Below are 22613 nucleotides of genomic sequence, written 5' to 3'. Positions count from 1 at the left end.
GACCGCCACCCCGCCCCAGCCCGCCACCCCGCCCCTGACCGCCACCCCGCCCCTGACCGCCACCCCGCCCCTGACCGCCACCCCGCCCCTGACCGTCACCCCGCCCCTGACCGTCACCCCGCCCGAGGGCCCGCACGATCGCGGCCCTCAGGTTCCGGGCGCGGCGGGTTCCGGTGTTCCCGGCGGCGGTCGGCGGGGGAGCGAGAGCCCGGCGGCGGCCGGGACCGGGCGGCCGGTCGCGGAGTTGCTGCGGGACGGGCGGGGGTTGCTGCTCGACCTGTCCGGCGGCGCGGACGCGGCCGAACTGACGGCCGCCCTGGCGGGCCACCACGACCGCGTGAGCCTGGCCGTGGCCGCCCCGCCCCAGGCAGGCGGTGGTGCGCTGCTCGTCCGGCCCGACGGGTACGTGGCCTGGGCGGGCGCGCCAGGAGGGGCGCTCATGGACGCGCTCACCACCTGGTTCGGCCCGGCGTCATGAGCGTCCCCCGGACACGGGCCCGGGGGACGGCCGGGACGGTCAGGTGAGCAGGCGGGTCAGGACGCGGGTGCCGAACTCCAGCCCCTCCACCGGCACCCGCTCGTCCTTGCCGTGGAACATGCCGAAGTAGTCCAGGTCGGGCCGGAGCATGAGCGGGGCGAAGCCGTACCCCTGGATGCCGATGGTGGCGAAGGACTTGGCGTCGGTGCCGCCGCTCATCACGTACGGCACCGGCCGCGCCAGCGGGTCCTCGGCCACCAGCGCCCCCGCCAGCTCGTCGAAGAACGCCGACGGGTACGGCGCGGCGGGCGCCTCCTCCAGGTTCACGAACTCGCGGGTGATCTTCGGGCCCAGCAGCTCGTCGATCGTCGCGAGGAACTCCTCCTGAAGGCCCGGCAGGTACCGGCCGTCCACGTGCGCCGAGGCGGTCGAGGGCACCACGTTGACCTTGTAGCCGGCCTCCAGCATCGTCGGGTTCGCCGAGTTGCGGATCTGGCCGTGGAACAGCTCGCCGAGCGCGCCCAGCCGGTCGGCCTCGGCGTCCAGCCGGTCCAGGTCGATCGGCTGCCCGGTGATCTCCGACAGGCTCTCCAGGAGCGCGGCGACCGACGGCGTCAGGCGTACCGGCCACTGGTGGGCGGCCACCCGCGACAGCGCGTGGGCCAGCGTGGCGACCGGGTTGTCCACGGCAGGCCGCGAGCCGTGGCCCGCCACGCCGTGGGCGGTCACCTTCATCCACGCGGTGCCGCGCTCGCCGACGGCGATCGGGTAGACGCGCCGCCCGCCGGAGTCGACGCTGAAGCCGCCCGACTCGCTGATGGCCTCGGTGACGCCGTCGAACAGGTGCCGGTGCTCGGTCACCGCGTGCCGGGAGCCGTAGTCGCCGGTCGCCTCCTCGTCGGCCAGGAAGGCCAGCACCAGGTCCCGCTTCGGCCGCACGCCGTCCGCCGCCATGCCGAGCACGGCCGCGAGGGTCATCGCGCACGAGCCCTTCATGTCCACCGCGCCCCGGCCGTACACGCAGCCGTCGGTGATCTCGCCGGAGAACGGGTGCATCCGCCACTCGGCGGGGTCGGCGGGCACGACGTCCAGGTGGCCGTGGACGAGCAGCGCGTCGGGGGAGTCGCCGTCGATCCTGGCCACGACGGTGGTGCGCCGGGGCGCCGACTCGAACACCACCGGCTCCAGCCCCGCGTCGGCCAGCAGCGTGGCCACGTACTCGGCCGCCGGGCGCTCGCCCGAGCCCGGATTGGTGGTGTCGAACCTGATCAGGTCCGAGCAGATCTCGGCGACGCTCTTCACGCTCTCCCCTTCAGCGTCAGCGGCGGCACGCCGGGCGTCTCCAGGTCGAAGATCAGCCCGTAGAAGGCCAGCTCGGCCTCCAGCGCCGCCACGATGGTCTCTTCCCTGCGCCAGCCGTGCTGCTCACCGGCGAAGGTGAGCAGAGCCCACTGTTTGCCGTGCTTGTCCAGTTCGGCGGTGAATCGCTCAGCCTGGCTGACGTCCACGATCGCGTCCTCCAGACCGTGCAACATGAGGCACGGGCCCGATGCCCGGGCCGCGTTCAGGAGCGGCGAGCGGTCGGTGTACCGCTGCCGCGTCTCGGGCAGCGGGCCCACCAGGCCGTCGAGGTAGCGCGACTCGAAGTCGTGCGTCTCGGCCGCCCAGCTCTCCGGGTCGGTGATCGCGTAGTGCGCGACGCCGCCCGCGAACACGTCGCTGTGCACCAGCGCGGCCACCGTCGTCCAGCCGCCGGCGCTGCCGCCCCGGATCGCGATCCTGGCCGCGTCCGCCCGGCCGAGCTGCACCAGCCCGCGCGCCACCTTGGCGCAGTCCTGGACGTCCACCACGCCCCACTGGTGCCGCAGCCGCTCGCGGTAGGCTCTGCCGTAGCCGGTCGAGCCGCCGTAGTTCACCACGGCCACGCCGATCCCTCTGCTGGTGAAGTAGGCGATCTCCAGGTCGAGCACGACCGGCGAGTTCCCGGTCGGCCCGCCGTGCACGAAGATCACGTACGGCGCCGGGCCCGCGACCCCGGCCGGCGGGTAGAGGTGGGCGTGCACGCCCTCGACCGTCACCGCCTCCGGCGTGGGCAGCAGCGCCCGGTCGGGCAGGGGCTTGGGGGCCGAGACGACCTCGTGCCCGCCGGTGGCCAGATCGACCAGCGTGACCTCCAGCGGCGTGTACGGCGTCGCCCCCACCGCCGCCGCCTTGCCCCCGGCCGCCGACACCGTCGAGGCCCAGTACGTGTGCTCCGCCCCGCCGATCTCCCGCAGGCCGCCCGTCGCCGGGTCGAGCACGCCCAGGCGGCGCTGGTCGGCGGTGCCGTACACGACGACCAGGTGCTCGCCCGCCGGGGACAGGCAGGCCAGGCCCGGCTTCCAGGCCGCCGCGCCGAACTCCAGCTCCACGGGGGTGAGGTTGCGCGAGGGGGAACCGTCGAGGTGCACGACGTGCACGTTCCACCAGCCGGTCGGGTCGGTGACGGCGTACAGGGACTCCGCGTCGCGCCACTCGGCCTGGGCCACCGACTCCTCGGGGCCGCCGGCCACGACCTGGTGGGGGCCCGCGACGCCGTCCGGCGACAGGGGGGCCACGCACAGCTCGGTGCCGTCCCAGGGCATGTCGGGGTGGTTCCAGCCGATCCAGGCGATCCGGGCGCCGTCGGGGGAGAGGCGGGGGTTCATGAGGAAGTGGTGCGTCCGGGCCACGACCCTGACCGGGCCGCCGTCCAGGGGGACCGCCACCAGGTCCCGCACGTCGTCGATCTCCCGCACCGCCCACACCTCGTCACGGCCGGGCGGCAGGTAGAGGTCGCCGTAGCGCGCCGGGCCCTCGGGCGTGAGGGCGACCGGGTCGGCGGCCTTCCCCGGGGAGGCGTCCAGGCGGTAGAGCCGCTGGTCGGACCAATTGGTGAAGACCAGGCCGCCGCCCGGCAGCGGACGCCAGGAGCGGCCGCCGTACTCGATCAGGCGGTTGCGGGCGTTCCAGCCGGGAGGCAGCGCGTCGGCGCGGGAGCCGTCGGGCAGGCGGCGCACCACGCAGCGCCGGCCGCCCTCGTGCGGGCGTGGCTCGTCCCACCACACCTCCACGCCCTCGGGCGTGGCGACGGCCTCCACCCACTGGGGGCCGCCGTCGGTACGCGCCACATCGATCGGTCGAATGCTCATGAAAAATCACCAATTGCCGTTGGTACAGGGAGGCAGGGGATGCCCGGGCGGGTGGAGGACGTACACGATGCCGCCGCTGCCCGAGCTCCTCAGCCACACGTTCTCGAACGCTGCCCGCGGGTACACCCGGCGAACCTCGCCGTCCGCGGGCGCGGCGGGGTCGTTCACGACGACGTCGCCCCCGGCGGTGAAGCCGGTGACGACGAGGATGTGGCCGTTCGTGGAGTAGCCGGAGCCGGGCAGCTCGTGGGCCTTGAACGACAGCGAGGCGATCACCGGGATGCCCGCCAGGACGAACGCCTCCAGCTCGGCCGCAGACAGCAGCCTGGTCACGAAGCCGGTCAGCCCGTAACGCCCCGCGTAGGCCACGTTGAACGGCCAGTTCCCGGTGCCCTGGTAGCCGTCGTCGTAGGTGCCCATGGCGGCGTGGTCCACCGCCGGGGCGGGGTCGTCCGCGCCCACCCAGGCCAGCTCGCCGGGCTCGGGGCCGCGGCCCCAGAAGGCCAGCACCATCGCCACCGAGGCGGGGCTGCACCAGTTCGCGCCGCCGCCGTCCCAGCGCGGGTGGTGCCCGGCGTGCGCGTACTGGGAGTGGCCGGGCACGTCGAGCTCGACCCGCCCGGCCACCCCGGACGCGCTCACCGCGACCGGACGCTGCGGCAGGGACGAGGCCAGCACGCCGAGAGAGGTCATCCGCGCGCCCTCGCCACGCGCGGTGACCCTCGTCTGGAACGCCACGACCGGCCGCCTGGCCACGAACGTGTCCACGGCCACGTCGCCGTCCTCGTCACCCTGGCCGGGCACCGAGGTACGCGGCCCGTGCTCGGACCAGCGGCCCATGACGTACCACTTGGTCAGCGTGCCGGCTTCGGTCCTGGCCCGCAGCTCCACCTCGACCCAGGCGCCCGGCGGGGTACGCGCGGTCCACGAGGGGACGAGCTGGGTGGCCGCGAAGCCGACCCGGTGTTCCTCGCTGGTCCACGTGCCTCCGGGCACGGTGAGACGGGTGAAGGCGACGCGCGCCAGATCGACGGTGAGCACCAGCCATATTGTGGTTTCACACCGGGTGTCGCACATCGGTTGGTTTACGTACCGGCCCGGCCCCGCTCCCGGCGGGTTCGCTCACCAGGAGGGGCCGGTGGGCTCGGTCAGAGGTAGAGGCCGGTGGACTCGTCGGGGCCCGCCGGGCTGATCGCGCGGCCCGCGCGCAGGGCGTACAGCTCCGCGAGGGTCGCCCCCGAGGCGCCGACCCCCTGCGGCGAGCCGAGCCAGGCGACGGCCTCGTCCCGGGTCAGCGGGCCGACCTCGATCTGGGCCAGGCAGCGGCCCGGACGGATCACCGCCGGGTGCAGCCGGGTCAGGTCCTCGTTCGTGGTGATGGCCACCAGCACGTCGCGGCCCTGGCCGAGCAGGCCGTCGGTGAGGTTGAGCAGCCGCGACAGCCCCTGGCCCGCCTGGGCCTTGGCGCCCGAGCTGATCAGCTCGTCGCAGTCCTCCAGCACCAGCAGCCGCCACCGCTGCGTGTCGTCGTCGGTGTCGTAGCCGACCGCCACCTCCATCAGGTAGCCCGGGTCGTTGAACAGCCGTTCGGGGTCGAGCACGCAGTCGACCTGGCACCAGTCGTGCCACTGCTTGGCCAGCGTGCGCAGCAGCGTGGTCTTGCCGGTGCCGGGCTGGCCGTGCAGCAGGATCAGCCGGCCGTTGACGTCGGCGGGCGTGGTCGCCATCAGGCGGCCGAGCGCCGGGCGCACCTGCGCCGAGTAGTTCGTTCCGATCTCGTCCCACGGCTGGGCGGTGATCGGCTTCTCCGACCGGTTGCCGCCGTGGGAGCCGCGCCACCAGAAGCCCATCTCGACGTGGTCGGCGTCGGGCATCGGCTCCTCGGCGCCGTCGATGCTCTCCTTCATCACCGAGGTGGCCAGCTCTTCGCTCACCGCCGTCACGCTCACCGTGGCGGTGCGGTTGCGGTGCCGGATGACCCGCAGCGTCCACCCCTCGCCGCAGATGAGCCGCGACTCCGAACCGTCCTCCACCTGCGCGGTGCGCAGCACCCGCCCCTCGGCCGGCTGCAGCCGGGCGTCCGGGCGCACCCGCTCCAGGTTGGCCAGCCTTGACCAGGGCTGAACGCCGGTCGCGAACGGCGACAACGCCAGGGCGTCGATGACGTCGATCGCCGAGTCGGCGTCGTCGATCCAGATGTTCATCGGCAGTTCGGACGAGGAGTCCGGGCTGGGGAACGGCACCTCCCTGATCACAGACATAGGTAAAGGATCTCCTTCGTGGGCTCGGATGTCGAAGGGTTATGCGAGCGGATCGTTCACTTCTTGCCGAGATCGCCGGTCTGGGTGACCATTCCCAGGCCGGGCACGTCTCGCCAGGTGTAGGTGAGAGTGTCGCCTTTAAGCTCCAGCCAGACAGTACCCGGGATGCAGCCGCCCGTGGTCGCACCGAGGGAGAAAGTCAGCCGGTCGGGGCGCACCTCGGTCAGGGTGATGGTGGCGGTGCAGTCGACCTGGGAGTCCTTCTCCTGCCAGGCCGCCTCCGGCCGGCCGGCCTTCAGTTCGACCGTGTTGTCGGCGCCGTCGGGGTCGAGCGGGTTGGTGGTGTCGGTGTGGCCCGTCCAGGTGCCGGCGAAGGCCGCGGGGATCTTCAGAGCCCCGGTCCCGCCGGTGGTCCGCGCCGTGGCCGTACGGGCGGCGACGGGCGTTTCGGGAGCGGCGGTCGTGGACGGCGGGTCGGACGGCGAGTCGGACGGGGCGGCGGTCGCGGACGGCGGCGAGGTGGACCGGGTGGCGGTCGAGCCGGGCGCACGGGCGGTCAGCAGGACCACGCCGCCGACCACGGCCAGGGCCACCACGACCGCCACGGCCCCGGCGAGGGCGCCGCGCCCCCTGTTCCGGCCCTCCCGACTCTCGCGCGTGTCGGCCACCCCCGGACCGAGGCCGTGCGGGCCTTCCGGAGGCCCGCCCGAGGCGGTGCCGGCAGGCGAGCCGGGGGCGGGGCCGGATGCGGGGCCGGGGGCGGGGCCGGATGCGGGGCCGGGGGCGGGGCCGGATGCGGGGCCGGTAGGCGCGCCGGACGCGGGGCCGGAGGCAGGGAGCGGCGGGGTGCCCGGGGCGACCAGGGCCAGCATGAGGGCGCCGGCCGTCGGGCGGCGGGCGGGGTCCTTGGCCAGGGCGGCGGCGATCAGCCCGCGCAGCCGGGACGGCAGCGGCGACAGGTCCGGCTCGGCGTGCAGCACCCGGTGCAGCACCGCCGGCACGGTGTCCGCCCCGAACGGGCTGACCCCCGTGGCCGCGTGGACGATCGTCGCCGCCCACGCGAACACGTCGGAGGCCGCCGAGGCGGGCGAGCCCGCGATCTGCTCCGGCGACAGGTAGGCGGGCGTGCCGATCAGCCCCGAGGTGTGCGTCGCCGCGCCCTCGGCCCTGGCGATGCCGAAGTCCACCACGCGCGGCCCGTCCGGCCCGAGCAGCACGTTGGACGGCTTGAAGTCGCGGTGGACGACCCCGGCCGCGTGGATGGCCGCCAGCGCGGTGGCCGTGCCGACCGCCAGGCGTTCCAGCTCGCCGCCGCGCAGCGGCCCGCGCCCGGCCACCCGCTCGGCCAGCGAGGGCCCGTCGACGAACTCGCTCACCACGTACGGCCGCGAGCCCCGGGTCGAGACGTCGAGCACGCGGGCCGTGCAGAAGGAGGCGATCGACTCCAGCGCGTCGAGCTCGCGCGCCAGCCTGGCCCGCGTCTCCTGGTCGCCCGCGTTGAGCAGCTTGACCGCGACCTGCTCCCCGGCGGGGGAGTGGGCCAGGTAGACCACGCCCTGCCCACCCTCGCCGAGCCGCCCGGCCAGGCGGAAATCGCCCAGGGACGCCGGATCGTCCGGTGTGAGGGGGGTCACCATGGCGGCTACGTTACCGCTCGCCATGCGGAAGCCAAGATCGCCCGGTACCTTGTGTCGTCGGTCTAAATCACTCCTTACACGGAGGTATCGGGGAAGTGTCGAGGGTCACGGTCCGCGAACGGGCGCGGTACTGGTTCGACAACACCATGTCCAGGGGGACGGCGTCGCTCATCGGCTGGCTCGCGGTGGTGTCGGTCGCGCTCATCCTCGTGGTGGCCGCGTTCACGCTCTGGCTCGCGCCGGACGAGCCCGACGGCGTCGGCGGCGCGGGGCAGGTGCTGTGGATCGCCCTCATGCACGCCCTCACCCCCAGCAAGGTCGCCAGCGACAAGGGCTCGCTCGGCTACATGACCGTGATGTTCGCCGGGTCGCTCGGCGGCATCTTCATCGTCAGCATGCTCGTCGGCCTGCTGTCCAACGGCCTCAAGCAGAAGGTGGACCGCCTGCGCAGAGGCCGTTCGCGCATCGTCGAGTCCGGCCACACGGTGGTGCTCGGCTGGTCGGACCAGGTGTTCACGATCGTCACCGAGCTGGTCAAGGCGCACGCCAGCCAGAAGAACTCGGTCATCGCCATCCTGGCCGACCGCGACAAGCTGGCCATGGAGGAGGACATCCGCGAGCACGTCGGCGACCTCGGCAGGACCCGCCTGGTCTGCCGCACCGGCCGTCCCACCGAGCCGCGCGACCTCGGCCTGATGAACCTCACCGCCGCCAGGTCCGTCGTCGTGCTCTCCCCCGAGGGCGAGGACCCCGACGCGCACGTCATCAAGATCCTGCTGGCCCTGGCCAAGCGTGACGGCTCCCACCCGCCCGTGGTCGCCGCCCTGGCCTCCGCCCGCAACCTCGCCGCCGCCCGGCTGGCCGGCGGCGAGGACGTGCACCTGGTCGACTCCGACGACACCGCCGCCCGGCTGATCGTGCAGTCCTCCCGCCAGTCCGGCATGTCCGTCGTCTGCATGGACCTGCTCAACTTCGACGGCGGCGAGATCTACCTGCGCGCCGACGAGGAACTGGTCGGCGCCACCTACGGCCAGGCGCTGCACGCCTACGAGACCGCCGCCGTCATCGGCTTACGCGGGCCGGCCGGAGTCGTGCTCAACCCGCCCCTGGACACCGTCATCACCGCCAAGGACCAGGTCGTCGTCATCGCCCACGACGACTCCCACATCGAACTCGCCACCGGCGAGCCCCCGGTGGACGAGCAGGCCGTCACCGCCACCGGCGCCGCGCCGCCGGAGCCCGAGCGCACCCTCCTGCTCAACTGGAACGGCCGCGCCGAGCAGATCGTGCGCTACCTGGACGGCTACGTCTCCCCGGGCTCGGTCCTGGACATCGCCGCCGACCACCCCGACGCCGGCACCGGCCTGACCGGGCTGCGCACCCTCACCGTCAACGTCAAGGACTGCGACACCACCGACCGGTACGCGCTCGAATCCCTCGGCGTCGGCCTCTACCAGCACGTCATCGTGCTCTCCGACGACCGCTTCAAGCCCCACCACGCCGACACCCGCACGCTCATGACCCTGCTCCAGCTCCGCGACATGCAGAGCACGCTCGGCGAGCACTACTCGATCGTCAGCGAGATGCACGACGAGGGCAACCGGGCGCTGGCCGAGGTCACCGAGGCCGACGACATCGTCATCAGCGACACCGTCATCGGCCTCCTGCTGGCCCAGCTCGCCGAGAACCGCCACCTCGCCGACGTGTTCGGCTACCTGTTCGACTCGCACGGCTCGGAGATCTACCCCAGGCCCGCCGCCTCGTACGTGAAGACCGGCTCCGAGGTCACCTTCGCCACCATCGTCGAGGCGGCCCGGCGCAGGGGCGAGACCGCGATCGGCTACCGCGACAATGTCTCCAGGAACGTCCCGCCGCACTACGGCATCGTGCTCAACCCCGCCAAGAGCGACACCGTCGTCCTCGGCCGGCAGGACTCGGTGATCGTCCTGGCCGAACGCTGATCCGGGCACGGGCCCGGCCCCGGGCCCGTGGGTTAGCGTGTGCGGCGTGAGGACCATCGACTGGGCCGGCGACGCCGTCGAGCTCGTGGACCAGACGCTGCTGCCCGACCGGTGCGTGCGGCTGCGCGTCGAGACCGTGGCCGAGCTCGTCGCGGCGATCCGGCGGCTGGCCGTGCGCGGCGCCCCCGCGCTCGGCGTGGCCGGCGCGCTCGGCGTCGTGCTCGCCGACGGCGACCTCGGCCAGATCGCCGAGCTGCGCGCCGCCCGTCCGACCGCCGCCAACCTCGCCTGGGGCGTCGACCAGGCCGCCGCCCACCTGGGCAGGGGCCGCCAGGCGGTGCTGGCGGCCGCGCTGCGCGTCCGCGACGACGACATCGCCGCCTGCCTGGCCATGGGCGAGCGCGGCGCCGGCCTGCTGGAGGGCGACCGGCTGCGGATCATGACCGTCTGCAACACCGGCGGCCTGGCCGCCGTCGAACGCGGCACCGCCCTCGGCGTCGTCCAGACCCTGCACGAACGCGGCCGCCTGGCCGAGGTGCTCGCCCTGGAGACCCGCCCGCTGCTCCAGGGCGCCCGGCTCACCACCTGGGAGCTGGCCAGGATGGGCGCGCCGCACCGGCTGGTGGCCGACTCGGCGGGGCCGTACCTGCTGGCCAAGGGGGAGGTGGACGCCGTGCTCATCGGCGCCGACCGCATCGCCGCCAACGGCGACACCGCCAACAAGATCGGCTCGTACGCGCTCGCGCTCGGCGCGGAACGGGCCGGGGTGCCGTTCGTCGTGGTCGCGCCCGAGTCCACCATCGACCCCGCCACCCCGACCGGCGACCACATCCACATCGAGGACCGCGACCCCGAGGAGATCCTGTCCGTCCGAGGTGTACGCGTCGCGCCCGAGGGCACTCAGGCGCTGAACCCCGCGTTCGACGTGACGCCGCACGATCTGATCACCGCGATCGTGACCGAACGGCGGGTGATCAGGCCGTGAAATAGCGCGATCCGCGGACCTGCTCACCTCGCTCGCGTTACGCTCGGTCGTCCCGATATCTACTCTCGGAGAGCAGCCGTGGACATAGATCTGGTGTTAAGGCGCGATTGGCAGGCGCGCACGCCCCGCGGCGCCTACACCCAGCTCGACTCGACCAAGGGCGTCAAGGTCCACTACACCGGCGGCAGGGTCGAGCCCGGCATCGTCTCCGACCACGCCGCCTGCGTGTCCCTCGTGCGATCGATCCAGGCGTACCACATGGACGGGAACGGCTGGATCGACATCGGCTACTCCTTCGTGGCCTGCCCGCACCGGAAGGTGTTCGAGGGGCGGGGGCTGCACCATCTGCCCGCCGCCAACGGTCCCGGGCTCAACGCCGGTCACTACGCCGTGCTCGGGCTGGTCGGCAACGCCGGGCTCGTGCAGCCGCCCGACACGATGCTGGAGGCGATCGTCGACGCCGTCCAGTACGTGCGCGACCACGGCGGCGCCGGCAAGGAGATCAAGGGCCACCGCGACGGCTACTCCACCGACTGCCCCGGCGACCCCCTGTACGCCTGGATCAAGCGCGGCGCCCCCCGTCCGGGCGGCGGCCCCACCACTCCGCCCCCGGCCACGCCGCCCTTCCCCGGCCGGCTGCTGAAGTACCCGCCGGTCATGGAGGGCGAGGACGTGCGCACCTGGCAGCGGCAGATGAAGAAGCGCGGCTGGGACCTGACCGTCGACGGCGCGTACGGCGCCGCCTCCCGCGACGTGTGCCGCAGCTTCCAGCGCGAGCAGGGCGTCGAGGACGACGGGATCGTGGGCCCGCTCACATGGAGGCTGGCATGGGAGGCGCCGCCCGCCGACGGGTAACCCCCGGATTACTGCGGCGGCCCGGCAGCGCCTACTATCCGTTGCATGGAACTGGCAGCGGGGTTTCCTCCCACCACTCGCGACGACTGGCGGAGACTGGCGGTCGAGGTCCTGCGCAAGTCGGGGGTCGAGGCGGGCTCGCCCGAGGAGGCGCTGTCCACCCCCACCTACGACGGCGTGACCGTCGCGCCGCTCTACGACGCGGGCGACCTGCCGGGCGATCCCGGGGCGCCGGGCGCGCCGCCTTTCACGCGGGGGGCGCGGGCGCTGCCCGGATGGGACGTCCGGCAGCGGCACGCCGTGGCCGACCCCGAGGCGGTCCTGGCCGACCTGGAGAACGGCGTCACCTCGCTCTGGCTGGTCGTCGGCGACGACGCGATCCCGGTCGACGCGCTGCCCGCCGTGCTGAAGGACGTCTATCTCGACCTGGCGCCGATCGTCCTGGAGGCGGGGGAGCGCACGCGGGAGGCCGCCGAGGTGCTGTTCGGCCTGGCCGCCGGGCGGGGCGTCCCGCTCAGCGGGAACCTGGGCGCGAGCGGCGGCGAGGCGGCCGCGCTGGCCGGGCGCTGCGCCGCGTACCCGGGGTTGCGGGCGGTCATGGTCGACGCCACGCCCTACCACGACGCGGGCGCCTCCGACGCCGAGGAACTGGGCTGCTCGATCGCGCGGGGCGTGGCCGAGCTGCGGACGCTGACCGGCGCCGGCCTCTCCGTTGAGCAAGCGCTAGGCCAGGTCGACTTCCGGTACGCCGCCACCGCCGACCAGTTCGCCACCATCGCCAAGCTCCGGGCGGCGCGCCGCCTGTGGGCCAGGGTCGCCGAGGTGTGCGGCGCGGCCGAGCACGGCGGGCAGCGCCAGCACGCCGTCACCAGCGCCGCCATGATGACCGCCCGCGACCCCTGGGTGAACATGCTGCGCACCACCCTGGCCTGCTTCGCGGCGGGCGTCGGCGGGGCGGAGGCGGTCACCGTGCAGCCGTTCGACGCCGCGCTCGGCCTGCCCGACGCCTTCTCCCGGCGCATCGCCCGCAACACGCAGTCGCTGCTGCTGGAGGAGTCGGGGATCGGGCGGGTGACCGACCCCGCCGGCGGCTCCTGGTACGTCGAGCGCCGCACCGCCGACCTGGCCGAGCGGGCCTGGGCCTGGTTCCAGGAGATCGAGGCCGCCGGAGGCGTGGAGGCCGCGGGCGAGCTGATCGAGCGGCGCGTCGCCGCCACCCGCGCCCGCCGCGACGACGACATCGCCCACCGCCGCTTCCCGATCACCGGCGTCAGCGAGTTCCCCGACCCCGGTGAGAAGCCGCTGCGCCGCCCGCCCGCCCCCGCCGGGCGGCCCGTGGCCCGCCACGCCCAGGAGTTCGAGGCGTTGCGCGACGTCGCCGACGCACTGCCCGAGCGTCCCAAGGTGTTCCTGGCCACCATCGGGCCGGTCGCCGCGCACACCGCGCGGGCCTCCTTCGCCGCCAACCTCTTCCACTCCGGCGGCCTGGCCACCGAGACCGCCGGGCCGGGCGCCGACCCCGAGCAGATCGCCACCGCCTTCGCCGTGAGCGGCGCCGCCGTCGCCTGCCTGTGCTCCACCGACAAGCTGTACGCCCAGCACGCCCGCGCCGTGGCCACCGCCCTGCGGCACGCAGGGGCGAGACGCGTCTGGCTGGCGGGGAAGGGAGACTACGAGGGCGTGGACGCCTGCCTCTACGCGGGGTGCGACGCGCTCGCCGTGCTCCGTCAGACGTTCGAGGACCTGGAGGTGCTGCGATGATCCCCGACTTCTCCGGCGTCCCGCTCGACGGGGGCCCTGGCCCCGGCGCGAGCGCCGCTCCCGAGGGCGAGGTGTGGGAGACGCCCGAGGGCATCGCGGTCAAGCCCCTCTACACGGCCGCCGACCTCGACGGGCTCGACTTCCTGCGCACCTACCCCGGCGCGGCCCCGTACCTGCGCGGGCCCTACCCGACCATGTACGTCAACCAGCCCTGGACGGTCCGCCAGTACGCGGGCTTCTCCACCGCCGAGGACTCCAACGCCTTCTACCGGCGGAACCTGGCGGCCGGGCAGAAGGGCCTGTCGGTCGCCTTCGACCTGGCCACGCACCGGGGCTACGACTCCGACCATCCGCGCGTGGCCGGCGACGTGGGCATGGCGGGGGTGGCGATCGACTCCATCTACGACATGCGGCAGCTCTTCGACGGCATCCCGCTCGACCGCATGTCGGTGTCGATGACCATGAACGGCGCGGTGCTGCCCGTCCTCGCGATGTACATCGTGGCGGCCGAGGAGCAGGGCGTCGCGCCGGAGGAGCTGGCCGGGACCATCCAGAACGACATCCTCAAGGAGTTCATGGTCCGCAACACCTACATCTATCCGCCGGGCCCCTCGATGCGCATAATCTCGGATATTTTCGCTTATACGAGCGAAAAGATGCCGAAATTCAACTCGATCAGCATTTCTGGCTATCACATCCAGGAAGCCGGGGCGACCTGCGACCTCGAACTCGCCTACACCCTCGCCGACGGCGTCGAGTACCTGCGCGCCGGCATCGCCGCCGGGATGGACGTCGACCGGTTCGCCCCCCGGCTGTCGTTCTTCTGGTGCATCGGCATGAACTTCTTCATGGAGGTCGCCAAGCTGCGCGCCGCCCGGCTGCTGTGGGCCAGGCTGGTGTCGCGGTTCGGGGCGGCCAACCCCAAGTCGCTGAGCCTGCGTACGCACAGCCAGACCTCCGGCTGGTCCCTCACCGCCCAGGACGTCTTCAACAACGTCGCCCGCACCTGCGTCGAGGCCATGGCCGCCACCCAGGGCCACACCCAGTCGCTGCACACCAACGCCCTCGATGAGGCGCTCGCGCTGCCCACCGACTTCTCCGCCCGCATCGCCCGCAACACCCAGCTCCTCCTCCAGCAGGAGTCGGGCACCACGCAGGTGATCGACCCGTGGGGCGGCTCCTACTACGTCGAGCGCCTCACCCACGACCTCGCCGAGCGCGCCTGGGCCCACATCGAGGAGGTCGAGGCCGCCGGCGGCATGGCCAGGGCCATCGAGGCCGGCCTGCCCAAGCTCCGCATCGAGGAGGCCGCGGCCCGTACCCAGGCGCGCATCGACTCCGGCCGCCAGCCGGTCATCGGGGTCAACAAGTACCGCGCCGCCGACGACGAGCCCATCGAGGTGCTCAAGGTCGACAACAGCGCCGTACGCGCCCAGCAGCTCGACAAGCTGGCCCGCCTGCGGGCCGAACGCGACGGCGAGGCCGTGCAGCGCGCCCTCGACGCGCTCACCAAGGCCGCCGACAACCCCGCGCCCGGCCTCGACGCCAACCTGCTCAAGCTGGCCGTCGACGCCGCCCGCGCCAAGGCCACCGTCGGCGAGATCTCCGACGCCCTGGAGCGGGTGTTCGGCCGGCACGCCGAGCAGGTGCGTACCATCTCCGGTGTGTACCGCGACGAGTCCGGCCCCGCCGAGGCCATCGAGCGCGTCCGCCTGGCCTGCGCCGACTTCGAGCGGCACGAGGGCCGCCGCCCGCGCATCCTGGTCGCCAAGATGGGCCAGGACGGCCACGACCGCGGCCAGAAGGTGATCGCCACCGCCTTCGCCGACCTCGGCTTCGACGTCGACGTCGGCCCTCTGTTCCAGACGCCGGAAGAGGTGGCCAGGCAGGCGGTCGAGGCCGACGTGCACATCGTGGGCGTCTCGTCGCTGGCGGCCGGGCACCTGACGCTGGTGCCCGCGCTCCGGCGCGCCCTGGCCGACCTCGACGCCGAGGACATCATGATCGTGGTCGGCGGCGTCATCCCGCCGGGCGACCACGACGAGCTCCGCGCCGCCGGCGCCGCCGCCATCTTCCCGCCGGGAACGGTGATCGCCGACGCCGCCCTCGACCTCCTCCAGACCCTCGGCGACCGCCACTAGCCTTCCGGCGACGTACGGCCGGGGGCCTTGGCGGGCGTCGGAGGGCTGGGCGGGCGTCAGCCGGTGGTGTCGTCGCAGACGGTGACGGCGACGGTGCGCTGGCGGGCGACGGGCGCGGTGATCCGGAGCGTGACGCTGTGGGAGCCCGAGCCCGTCACGGCGGTCGGCGAGGTCAGGTACCGGGGGCCGGACTCGGCGACCGTGGCCGATGAGCGGGCGGTGACCGTGCCGTCGACGATCCAGGCGTACCGGAGGGTGACGGGGTCGCCGGTTCTGGTCACGGCGGCCTGGAGCCGCACCGCGCCGTCCCAGCAGTCGCCGTTCCTGGTGCCGCCGGACGGGCGCAGGGAGGCCAGGGTGAGGCGGCTGGTCGTGGGGGTCGTGCTGGGCGTGCTCTCCGCGCCGGGCCCGGGGCCGGGCGTGCGGGTGTGCTGAGGACGCCGCTTGGGGGTGGGGGTGGAGACGGGCGTGGGGGCGCCGGTGACGTCCGTCACGTGGGTGGCCTTGGGTGTGGGCGTCGAAGGTGTGAGCCACACGATCGCGCCCGCCAGTACCAGCACGGTCACCCCGGAGACCCCGGCCACCACCGCCGTCTTCACCCGCCGCCGCACCCTGACCTTGGGCTGGGGGGTTCGGGGGGCCGAACTGACGTCGGGCGCGGGCGTGTGGTGGGCCGAAGTGACGTCGGGCGCGGGCGCGTGATGGGCCGGACTGGCGTCGGGCACGGGCGCCTGCGGGGTCGGGCCGGCGTAGGGCGTGGGCGCCTGCGGGGTCGGACCTTCGTAGGGCGCGGGGGCCGCCAGGGGGGTTGGCCGGGCCTCGGGGGCGGGGCCCCGCTGGGGCAGGGGTTCCGGGTGCGGCGTTCCGCCGTGGGGGTGGGGCGGGGTGCCCGCGACCAGGCGCAGGCCGGTGGTCCCCGACGCGGCGTCCGGCGTCCCGGACGGCGCCGGGCGGGACGGCGGGGGGAAGGCGTCCTGCGGGCCGGACGGCGCCGGGCGGGACGGCGAGGGGGAGGTGTCCGGTGTCCCGGACGGGGCCGGGCGAGGCGGTGAGGGGGAGGTGTCCGGTGGGCCGCCGAGCAGGTGGCGGAGGACGTCGCCCATGGCCGGACGGCGGTCCGGATCCTTGGCCAGGCAGGCGAGGACCACGCCGAGCAGTGGCTGGGGCAGGTCGCCGGTGCGGGGCTCGTCGTGCAGGATGCGGTTGATCACGGCGGGCAGCGAGTCGTCGCCGAACGGCGGCGTCCCCGTCGCCGCGAACACGATCACCGACGCCCACGCGAACACGTCCGCCGGGGCGCCCGCCTCCCGCCCGGAGAGCTGTTCGGGCGCCATGTACGCGGGCGTCCCCGTGATGTTGCCGGTCGCGCTCACCCCCGTCCCGAACGCCGCCGAGACGCCGAAGTCGGTCACCCGCGGCCCGTCCGACCCGAGCAGCACGTTGGCCGGCTTGAAGTCGCGGTGCGCGACGCCCGCCCGGTGCGCGGCGGCCAGCGCCGTGGCGGTCGCCACCGCCAGCCGCCGCAGCTCGTCCGCGCCGCGCAGCGCGCCGGTCTCCTGCAGGGAGGGCCCGTCCACGTACTCGGTCACGATGTACGGCCGCCCCCGGGCCGAGGCGTCGAGCACCCTCGCGACGCAGGACGGCTCCAGGGCGTGCGCGGCGGTGACCTCCCTGACGAACGGCTCACCCGCGGTGACGCCCTCGGCGAGCACCTTGACGGCCACCGGACCGCCGTCGCGCCCGCGCGCGAGGTAGACGACACCATGGCCGCCCGCGCCGAGCCGCCCGGCCAGCCGGTAGGGTCCCACCGCTGCCGGGTCGCCCTCGCGGAGGGGTTCGACGTTGGGCATGAGGGGAGTGACTCCTGTGACGGCTGTGATCAGAACTCCAGCACCTTACTGGCAAATGTCGGGACTTGTCAGAAGTTAGGCTGATCAGAGCGAAGAAAGGAGCCAACCGGGTGCGCTCGCTGGAGGACTACGCCGAAGGCGTACGGGCAGGCTCCCGTACGTGGATCGCCCGCGCGATCACCCTGGTCGAGTCGACCAGGCCGGACCACATGGCGCTGGCCCAGCGGCTGCTCGTCGAGCTCACCCCGCTGTCCGGCCGGGCCCGCCGGATCGGCGTCTCGGGCGTGCCCGGCGTGGGGAAGTCCACGTTCATCGACGCGCTCGGCACGTACCTCACCGGCCAGGGGCACCGGGTGGCCGTCCTGGCCGTCGATCCGTCCTCGACCCGGACGGGCGGCAGCATCCTCGGCGACAAGACCCGGATGGCCAGGCTGTCGGCCGACCCCGCCGCGTTCATCCGCCCGTCGCCGACCTCCGGCACGCTCGGCGGCGTGACGAAGGCGACCAGGGAGGCCATGGTCGTGGTGGAGGCGGCCGGGTTCGACGTGGTGCTGGTCGAGACCGTCGGGGTCGGGCAGTCGGAGACCGCCGTGGCCGACATGGTGGACACGTTCCTGCTGCTCACGCTGGCGCGTACCGGTGACCAGCTCCAGGGGATCAAGAAGGGCGTGCTGGAGCTGGCCGACGTGATCGCGGTCAACAAGGCCGACGGCGAGCACGAGCTCGCGGCCAGGAAGGCGGCCAGGGAGCTGGCCGGGGCGCTGCGCATGTTGCGCTCGGACCCGCGTTCGGGGCCGCCGCCCGTCCTGACCTGCAGCGGGCTCACCGGGGACGGTCTGGAGGAGCTGTGGCGGCGGATCCTGGCCCACCAGGACTCGCTCGACCTGCCCGCCAAGCGCCGCAGCCAGCAGGTCCAGTGGACCTGGACGCTGGTCCGCGACCGCCTGCTCGCCGAGCTGCGCCACGACCCCGAGGTGGCGGCGATCAGGGCGGAGGTCGAGCGGGAGGTGCTGGCGGGGGAACTGACCCCGTCGCTCGCCGCCGACCGCCTGCTGTCGGTGTTCAAACGGCCCTGACCCGCCCCGGCGGCCGGCCCCTCGGCGGCGGCCCTGACATCTGGCGGCCCTGACATCTGGCGGCCCTGACATCTGGCGGCGCCGACCCTCGGTGGCGGCCGGACCCCTGTGGTGGTCGCCGGGAGTCTGCACCCCGGAGGAACAGACTTGCGCCCGTGGGAGAAATATCAGTATCCGCAGCGTCATCGCCGATCCGACGGCCTGAGCAGGACATGCCACGATGTCGCGCAACCGACGTGGGGAGAAGCGCAGATGTGTGCGGAACCGATGCTGCCCGAAACGGTCGCGGGGGCCCTGGAGGAGTACGGTCGTCTGCTGGCCGAGCACGGCATCACCTGGGGTGAGCCGGAGATCCACAACGTGAAGTTCTTCGCCAGGCGCAGGGTGCTGCCGCCCTCGTTGTTCGGTACGTTCTGGCGCCTGGCCTTCGAGGAGGTCGCACGCCTGCACCGGGGACAGCCGATCGACCGGCTGGCCGCCCACCTCGCCGAGCCCGACTACGACCGGGTGCTGCGCGACACCCTGGGCGGCGAGCTGCCACCGCACCTCACCGCGCTGCGGATCGGCCCGGACGGGATCGAGCTGCGGGGTGCCCCGAGAACGGTCCTGACCCCCGGCACCCCCGGCACGGGCCCGCGCCGGGTGGGCCAGGTACCGGTCGCCTCCGTGACCGACGCCCCGCAGCCCGCGAAGGCGTCCGCCGTGACCGGCAGCGGTCACCCTGCAGAGGCGACCGCGGTGACAGACGTCCCCCAGCCCGCGAAGGCGTCCGCCGTGACCGGCAGCGGTCGGGCCGGGCGTGGTGAGGAGGGGATCTTCCTGCTCGTCGACTCCGCCCGCGACGCCCCCTGCCCGGTCACCGTGGACGACGCGCACCGCGAGCTGGCTCCCCGCGGTGCCTGGCTGGTCGAGGTCGACGCCGACAGCGTGATCACGGTCGACGGGCGGCGCGTCCGGCTGGAACCCCTGCTCCGCCGAGTGCCGGCCGCCCGGCTCACCCTGGTGGCGGGGGAGCCGTGCCGGTGGAGCGTCGCCTCGGCGGACGGCCGCGGCTGGTACCCGCCGGGCGTCCCGAGCCGCCACGACTACCACGGGAGGCCGTACTTCCACGGTGACGGCCTCACCCTCGACGTCCCGGCCGAGCCGCTGACGATCACCGTCACCAGGGGCATGGAGTACGCCGAGTCCGCCTTGGAGATCACCCCGGACCCGGGCGGGGAACGCGTGGTCCGGCTCTCCCCGAAGCGGCTCTACGACGCCGCCGCCCGCGGCTGGTACGGCGGCGACCTGCACGTCCACCTCAACTGGGCCGGCGACCTGGTGGGCCTGCCCGCCGACGCGGCCGCCGCCCAGCACGGCGAGGACCTGCACGTGCTCAACCTGCTCGCCGGGAACGTCTCCGGGCCGCGCGTCTACGACCGGGAGGCCCTCGACCACTGGGCGGGGAAGGACCTACCGTGGTCAGACGCCACCCACCTGGCCCGGATGGGCGTCGAGTACCGCAACGACCTGCTCGGCCACGTCTACGCCTTCGCCCCGGAGCGCGCGCCCGGCCGCTTCCACACCGGGTTCGCCGGGGACGCCGACTGGCCGCCGAACGCCGAGGGGCTGCGGGAGCTGCGCGGCCTCGGCGCGGTCCTCGGCTACAGCCATCCCTTCGCCACGCCGCTCGCCGACGGCGATCCGCCCAAGGCCGTCGTCTCGCCGGTGCCGCGCAACTGCGCCGCCCGCGAGCTGGTCGCCGACGCCGCGCTCGGCCTGGTGGACAGTCTCGACGTGCTCACCCACGCCTCGATCGCCTCCACGGCGGCCGTCTACCGGCGGCTGATCGGCGCGGGCAACCGGCTCGCCGTCACCGCCGGGACCGACTCGATGATCTCCTTCACGCGGTCGGACAACCAGTCCAACCCGCCCGGCTGGGCCCGCGTCTACGCCCGGGTGGAGGGCGAGCTGACCGCCCGCGCGTTCGCCGACGCGGTACGGGCGGGCCGCACGTTCGCCACCACCGGCCCCTGGCTGGAGCTGTCGGTGGACGGGCACGGCCCCGGCCACGTCATCGACGCCCGCCCCGGCGACCATGTCCGCGTCACCGCCACCGCGATCGGCCCGGAGGTGGCCGCGGTGCGCATCCGTACGGCCGAAGGCGTGCGCGCGGGCGCGGAACGCCTCCCGGACGTCGACCGGCTCCCGGACGGCGAACACCGCCCGGACGGCGAACACCGCCCGGACGGCGATCAGCGGCTGACCGTGACGGCCGACCTTCGTGTGGACGAGCCGACGTACGTGGTGGCCGAGGTCGTGTGCCACCCGCACGTGCGCACCATGACCGGCACCGGCTACGCCCTCACCAGCCCCGTCTACGTGGACATGGCCGGCCGTAGAGTCGCCCGGCGGGACGACGTGCGCTGGTGCCTGGAGTGGCTGGACCTGCTGGAGGAGCTGATCAGGTCCCACGCCCGCCTGACCGACCCCGCCCAGCTCGCCGACCACGTCGCCCTGCTGGACCAGGCCAGAGAGGTCTACCGGGCCCGCCTGTCCTGACGCCGTCCGCCCTGACGTCGCCTGCCTTGGGCCCCGCCTTGAAGCCCGTCTTGAGGCCCGTCTTGAGGCCCGCGTGCATCGCGATTCTGGCCGTGTGTGCTAGGTTTTGGCCATGCGGTCAGAAAATAAGCCGGGCGGCCAGAAGGCGCGCTCGTTCATCGAGGAGGCCAGGCGGGCGCAGATCATCGCCTCGGCCGTGGAGGTGATCGCCGACGTCGGCTTCGCCCAGGCGTCGCTGGCGCGCATCGCCCAGCACGCGGGCATCAGCAAGGGCGTCATCTCCTACCACTTCACCGGCAAGGAAGAGCTGATGGAGGAGGTGGTCAACAGCGTCTACGGCGAGATCGCCGCGCACGTCATGGAGCGCATCGAGGGCGTCGAAGGCCCCACCGCGATGTTGCGGACGCACATCCTCGCGGTCGCCGAGCACATGCGCGACCACCGCACGCGGCTCAAGGCCCTCGGCGAGATCTTCTACAACCTGCGCACCGCCGACGGGGAGCCGCGTTACGGCGTCAAGGCCAACGAGGAGCTCTACCAGGCGATGGAGCAGATCTACGCCTACGGCCAGACCGCCGGCGAGTTCCGCGACTTCGACCGGCGGGTCATGGCCATCACCCACTCCTCCGCCATCGACAACATGTTCGCCTACTGGGTGGCGAACCCCGACCACGACCTCGACGCGCACGCCGCGGAGCTGGCCGACCTGTTCGAGAGGGCATGCAGGCGATGAGGACCGAGACCGGCACCAGGCTCTTCGCGATCGACAACCTGCGCGTGTTACTGACCGCGCTGGTGGTCGTCCATCACGTCGCCGTCACGTACGGCAACATCCCGATCTGGTACTACAGCGAACCGGCCACCGACCCCTCCGGGGTGGCGCTCGACCTCCTGGTGGTCTTCAACCAGGCGTTCTTCATGGGGTTCTTCTTCCTCATCTCCGGCTTCTTCACCCCCGGCTCCCACGACCGCAAGGGCGGGCGGGCGTTCGTCCGCGACCGGCTGGTCCGGCTCGGGGTGCCGCTGCTGATCTTCGTCGTGCTGCTGCGGCCGCTGCTGACGCTCGGGGACCACGGCATGCCGTTCTGGAAGTGGTACATCGTCTCGTGGGACCCGGGGCCGATGTGGTTCGTCGAGGTGCTGATCGTCTTCGCGCTGCTCTACGCGTGGTGGCGGCGTGCGGGCAGGTCCGACGGGCGGGGAGCCGGCGCGCCGAGCCTCAAGGGGGTCGTGCTGTTCACCCTGGGGCTGGCGGCCGTCACGGTCCTGTGGCGCGTGCCGGTGCCGCAGGGCACGTACGTGCCGGTGCTGGGGCTGCCCACGCCCTACTTCCTGCCGCAGTACGCGGCCATGTTCGCGGCCGGCGTGGTCGCCTTCCGGCGCGGCTGGTTCGAGGCGCTGCCCAGGCGGGCCGCCCGCGCCGGGTTCGCCGTCACGGGCGTGGCGAGCCTGGTGCTGCTCCCGGTGTCGAGCCTGACCACGGGCCTGGTGGCGTCGGCGGCCATGGCCCTGTGGGAGTCCGTGGTCGCGGTCGGCATGATCGTCGGGCTGGCGGTGCTGTTCCGGGAGCGGTTCGCCGGGCAGGGGGCGCGCGGCAGGTTCCTGTCCGAGCACGCCTACGCGGTCTACGTCATCCATCCGCTGGTGCTGGTGGCCGTGGCCTGGGCGGTGCGGGAGCTGCACGCGGCGGCGGTCGTCAAGTTCGCCCTGGTGGTGGCGGTGTCGCTGCCGTTGTGCTGGGCGCTGGCGTACGCGGTCCGGTCGGTGCCGGGGGCCAGGCGGATCCTCTGACCCTCCGGGCTTGACTTTGGGCCTTGCCGGGTCGCCGGCGGCGTGTCACCATCGCGCTAACTCTTAGGAAACTTTCCTAAGGGATTCTGTGAAGGGAAGTGATCGG

At 73.6% G+C, this 22613-nt stretch carries 15 protein-coding genes and 1 pseudogene; 10 read left to right on the top strand and 6 right to left on the bottom strand.

Going from position 1 to position 22613, the window contains the following annotated elements; genetic code table 11:
• Nucleotides 1–478: pseudogene (locus tag AB0J97_RS30460) on the top strand (hypothetical protein); the annotation flags it as partial.
• A 39-nt stretch (nt 479–517) separates the two neighbouring features.
• Here the strand turns inward: AB0J97_RS30460 and AB0J97_RS30455 are convergent.
• The 5 genes from AB0J97_RS30455 to AB0J97_RS30435 form a co-directional block, all read right to left on the bottom strand.
• The gene (locus AB0J97_RS30455) at nt 518–1780 is read right to left on the bottom strand and encodes a M20/M25/M40 family metallo-hydrolase (protein WP_357695628.1); all 1263 of its coding nucleotides are present in this window, start codon (nt 1778–1780) and stop codon (nt 518–520) included.
• On the bottom strand, nt 1777–3648 hold the full coding sequence (locus tag AB0J97_RS30450; RefSeq protein WP_364094762.1) for a prolyl oligopeptidase family serine peptidase: 1872 nt from the start codon (nt 3646–3648) through the stop codon (nt 1777–1779). The genes AB0J97_RS30455 and AB0J97_RS30450 overlap by 4 nt, the downstream gene beginning before the upstream one ends.
• Nucleotides 3649–3654: 6 nt before the next feature.
• Nucleotides 3655–4689: a C39 family peptidase gene (locus AB0J97_RS30445; RefSeq protein WP_364094759.1), complete on the bottom strand. Its 1035-nt coding sequence runs from the start codon at nt 4687–4689 to the stop codon at nt 3655–3657.
• 107 nt (nt 4690–4796) lie between these two features.
• On the bottom strand, nt 4797–5909 hold the full coding sequence (locus AB0J97_RS30440) for a DUF5925 domain-containing protein (RefSeq protein WP_364094756.1): 1113 nt from the start codon (nt 5907–5909) through the stop codon (nt 4797–4799).
• 56 nt (nt 5910–5965) lie between these two features.
• Nucleotides 5966–7546, bottom strand: coding sequence for a protein kinase (locus tag AB0J97_RS30435; protein WP_364094753.1), 1581 nt, complete (start codon nt 7544–7546; stop codon nt 5966–5968).
• A 95-nt stretch (nt 7547–7641) separates the two neighbouring features.
• Here AB0J97_RS30435 and AB0J97_RS30430 point away from each other — a divergent pair, with 95 nt between their 5' ends.
• The 5 genes from AB0J97_RS30430 to scpA all read left to right on the top strand — a co-directional run bounded on the left by AB0J97_RS30430 (nt 7642) and on the right by scpA (nt 15249).
• Nucleotides 7642–9507, top strand: a complete 1866-nt coding sequence (locus AB0J97_RS30430; RefSeq protein ID WP_364094750.1) for a potassium transporter TrkA — start codon at nt 7642–7644, stop codon at nt 9505–9507.
• 46 nt (nt 9508–9553) lie between these two features.
• Nucleotides 9554–10492: an S-methyl-5-thioribose-1-phosphate isomerase gene (gene mtnA, locus AB0J97_RS30425; protein ID WP_357695640.1), complete on the top strand. Its 939-nt coding sequence runs from the start codon at nt 9554–9556 to the stop codon at nt 10490–10492.
• Between the two features lie 93 nt (nt 10493–10585).
• A complete protein-coding gene (locus tag AB0J97_RS30420; protein WP_364094747.1) occupies nt 10586–11347 on the top strand; it encodes an N-acetylmuramoyl-L-alanine amidase in 762 nt (253 codons plus the stop codon).
• Between the two features lie 45 nt (nt 11348–11392).
• Nucleotides 11393–13108, top strand: a complete 1716-nt coding sequence (locus AB0J97_RS30415) for a methylmalonyl-CoA mutase family protein (protein WP_364094744.1) — start codon at nt 11393–11395, stop codon at nt 13106–13108.
• Complete coding sequence (gene scpA / locus AB0J97_RS30410; RefSeq protein ID WP_364094741.1) at nt 13105–15249, top strand: methylmalonyl-CoA mutase; 2145 nt, start codon at nt 13105–13107, stop codon at nt 15247–15249. The genes AB0J97_RS30415 and scpA overlap by 4 nt, the downstream gene beginning before the upstream one ends.
• A 56-nt stretch (nt 15250–15305) precedes the next feature.
• Here scpA and AB0J97_RS30405 read toward each other — a convergent pair whose 3' ends face one another.
• Nucleotides 15306–17099, bottom strand: coding sequence for a protein kinase (locus AB0J97_RS30405; protein ID WP_364094738.1), 1794 nt, complete (start codon nt 17097–17099; stop codon nt 15306–15308).
• A 110-nt stretch (nt 17100–17209) separates the two neighbouring features.
• On the opposite strand from AB0J97_RS30405, the gene meaB reads away from it, so the two are divergent.
• From meaB to AB0J97_RS30385, 4 genes are all read left to right on the top strand, one after another.
• Complete coding sequence (gene meaB, locus AB0J97_RS30400) at nt 17210–18175, top strand: methylmalonyl Co-A mutase-associated GTPase MeaB (RefSeq protein ID WP_364094735.1); 966 nt, start codon at nt 17210–17212, stop codon at nt 18173–18175.
• Between the two features lie 252 nt (nt 18176–18427).
• Nucleotides 18428–20716, top strand: a complete 2289-nt coding sequence (locus AB0J97_RS30395) for a CehA/McbA family metallohydrolase (protein WP_364094732.1) — start codon at nt 18428–18430, stop codon at nt 20714–20716.
• A 112-nt stretch (nt 20717–20828) separates the two neighbouring features.
• The gene (locus AB0J97_RS30390; protein WP_364094729.1) at nt 20829–21449 is read left to right on the top strand and encodes a TetR/AcrR family transcriptional regulator; all 621 of its coding nucleotides are present in this window, start codon (nt 20829–20831) and stop codon (nt 21447–21449) included.
• A complete protein-coding gene (locus tag AB0J97_RS30385) occupies nt 21446–22507 on the top strand; it encodes an acyltransferase family protein (protein WP_364094726.1) in 1062 nt (353 codons plus the stop codon). The genes AB0J97_RS30390 and AB0J97_RS30385 overlap by 4 nt, the downstream gene beginning before the upstream one ends.
• Nucleotides 22508–22613: the final 106 nt, after the last annotated feature.

The organism is Nonomuraea sp. NPDC049607 (assembly GCF_040675375.1).
In the GTDB taxonomy this organism is placed as follows: Bacteria; Actinomycetota; Actinomycetes; order Streptosporangiales; family Streptosporangiaceae; genus Nonomuraea.
Note: the sequence above shows the minus strand (reverse complement) of the source record. Positions and strands in the feature narration are given on the sequence as shown.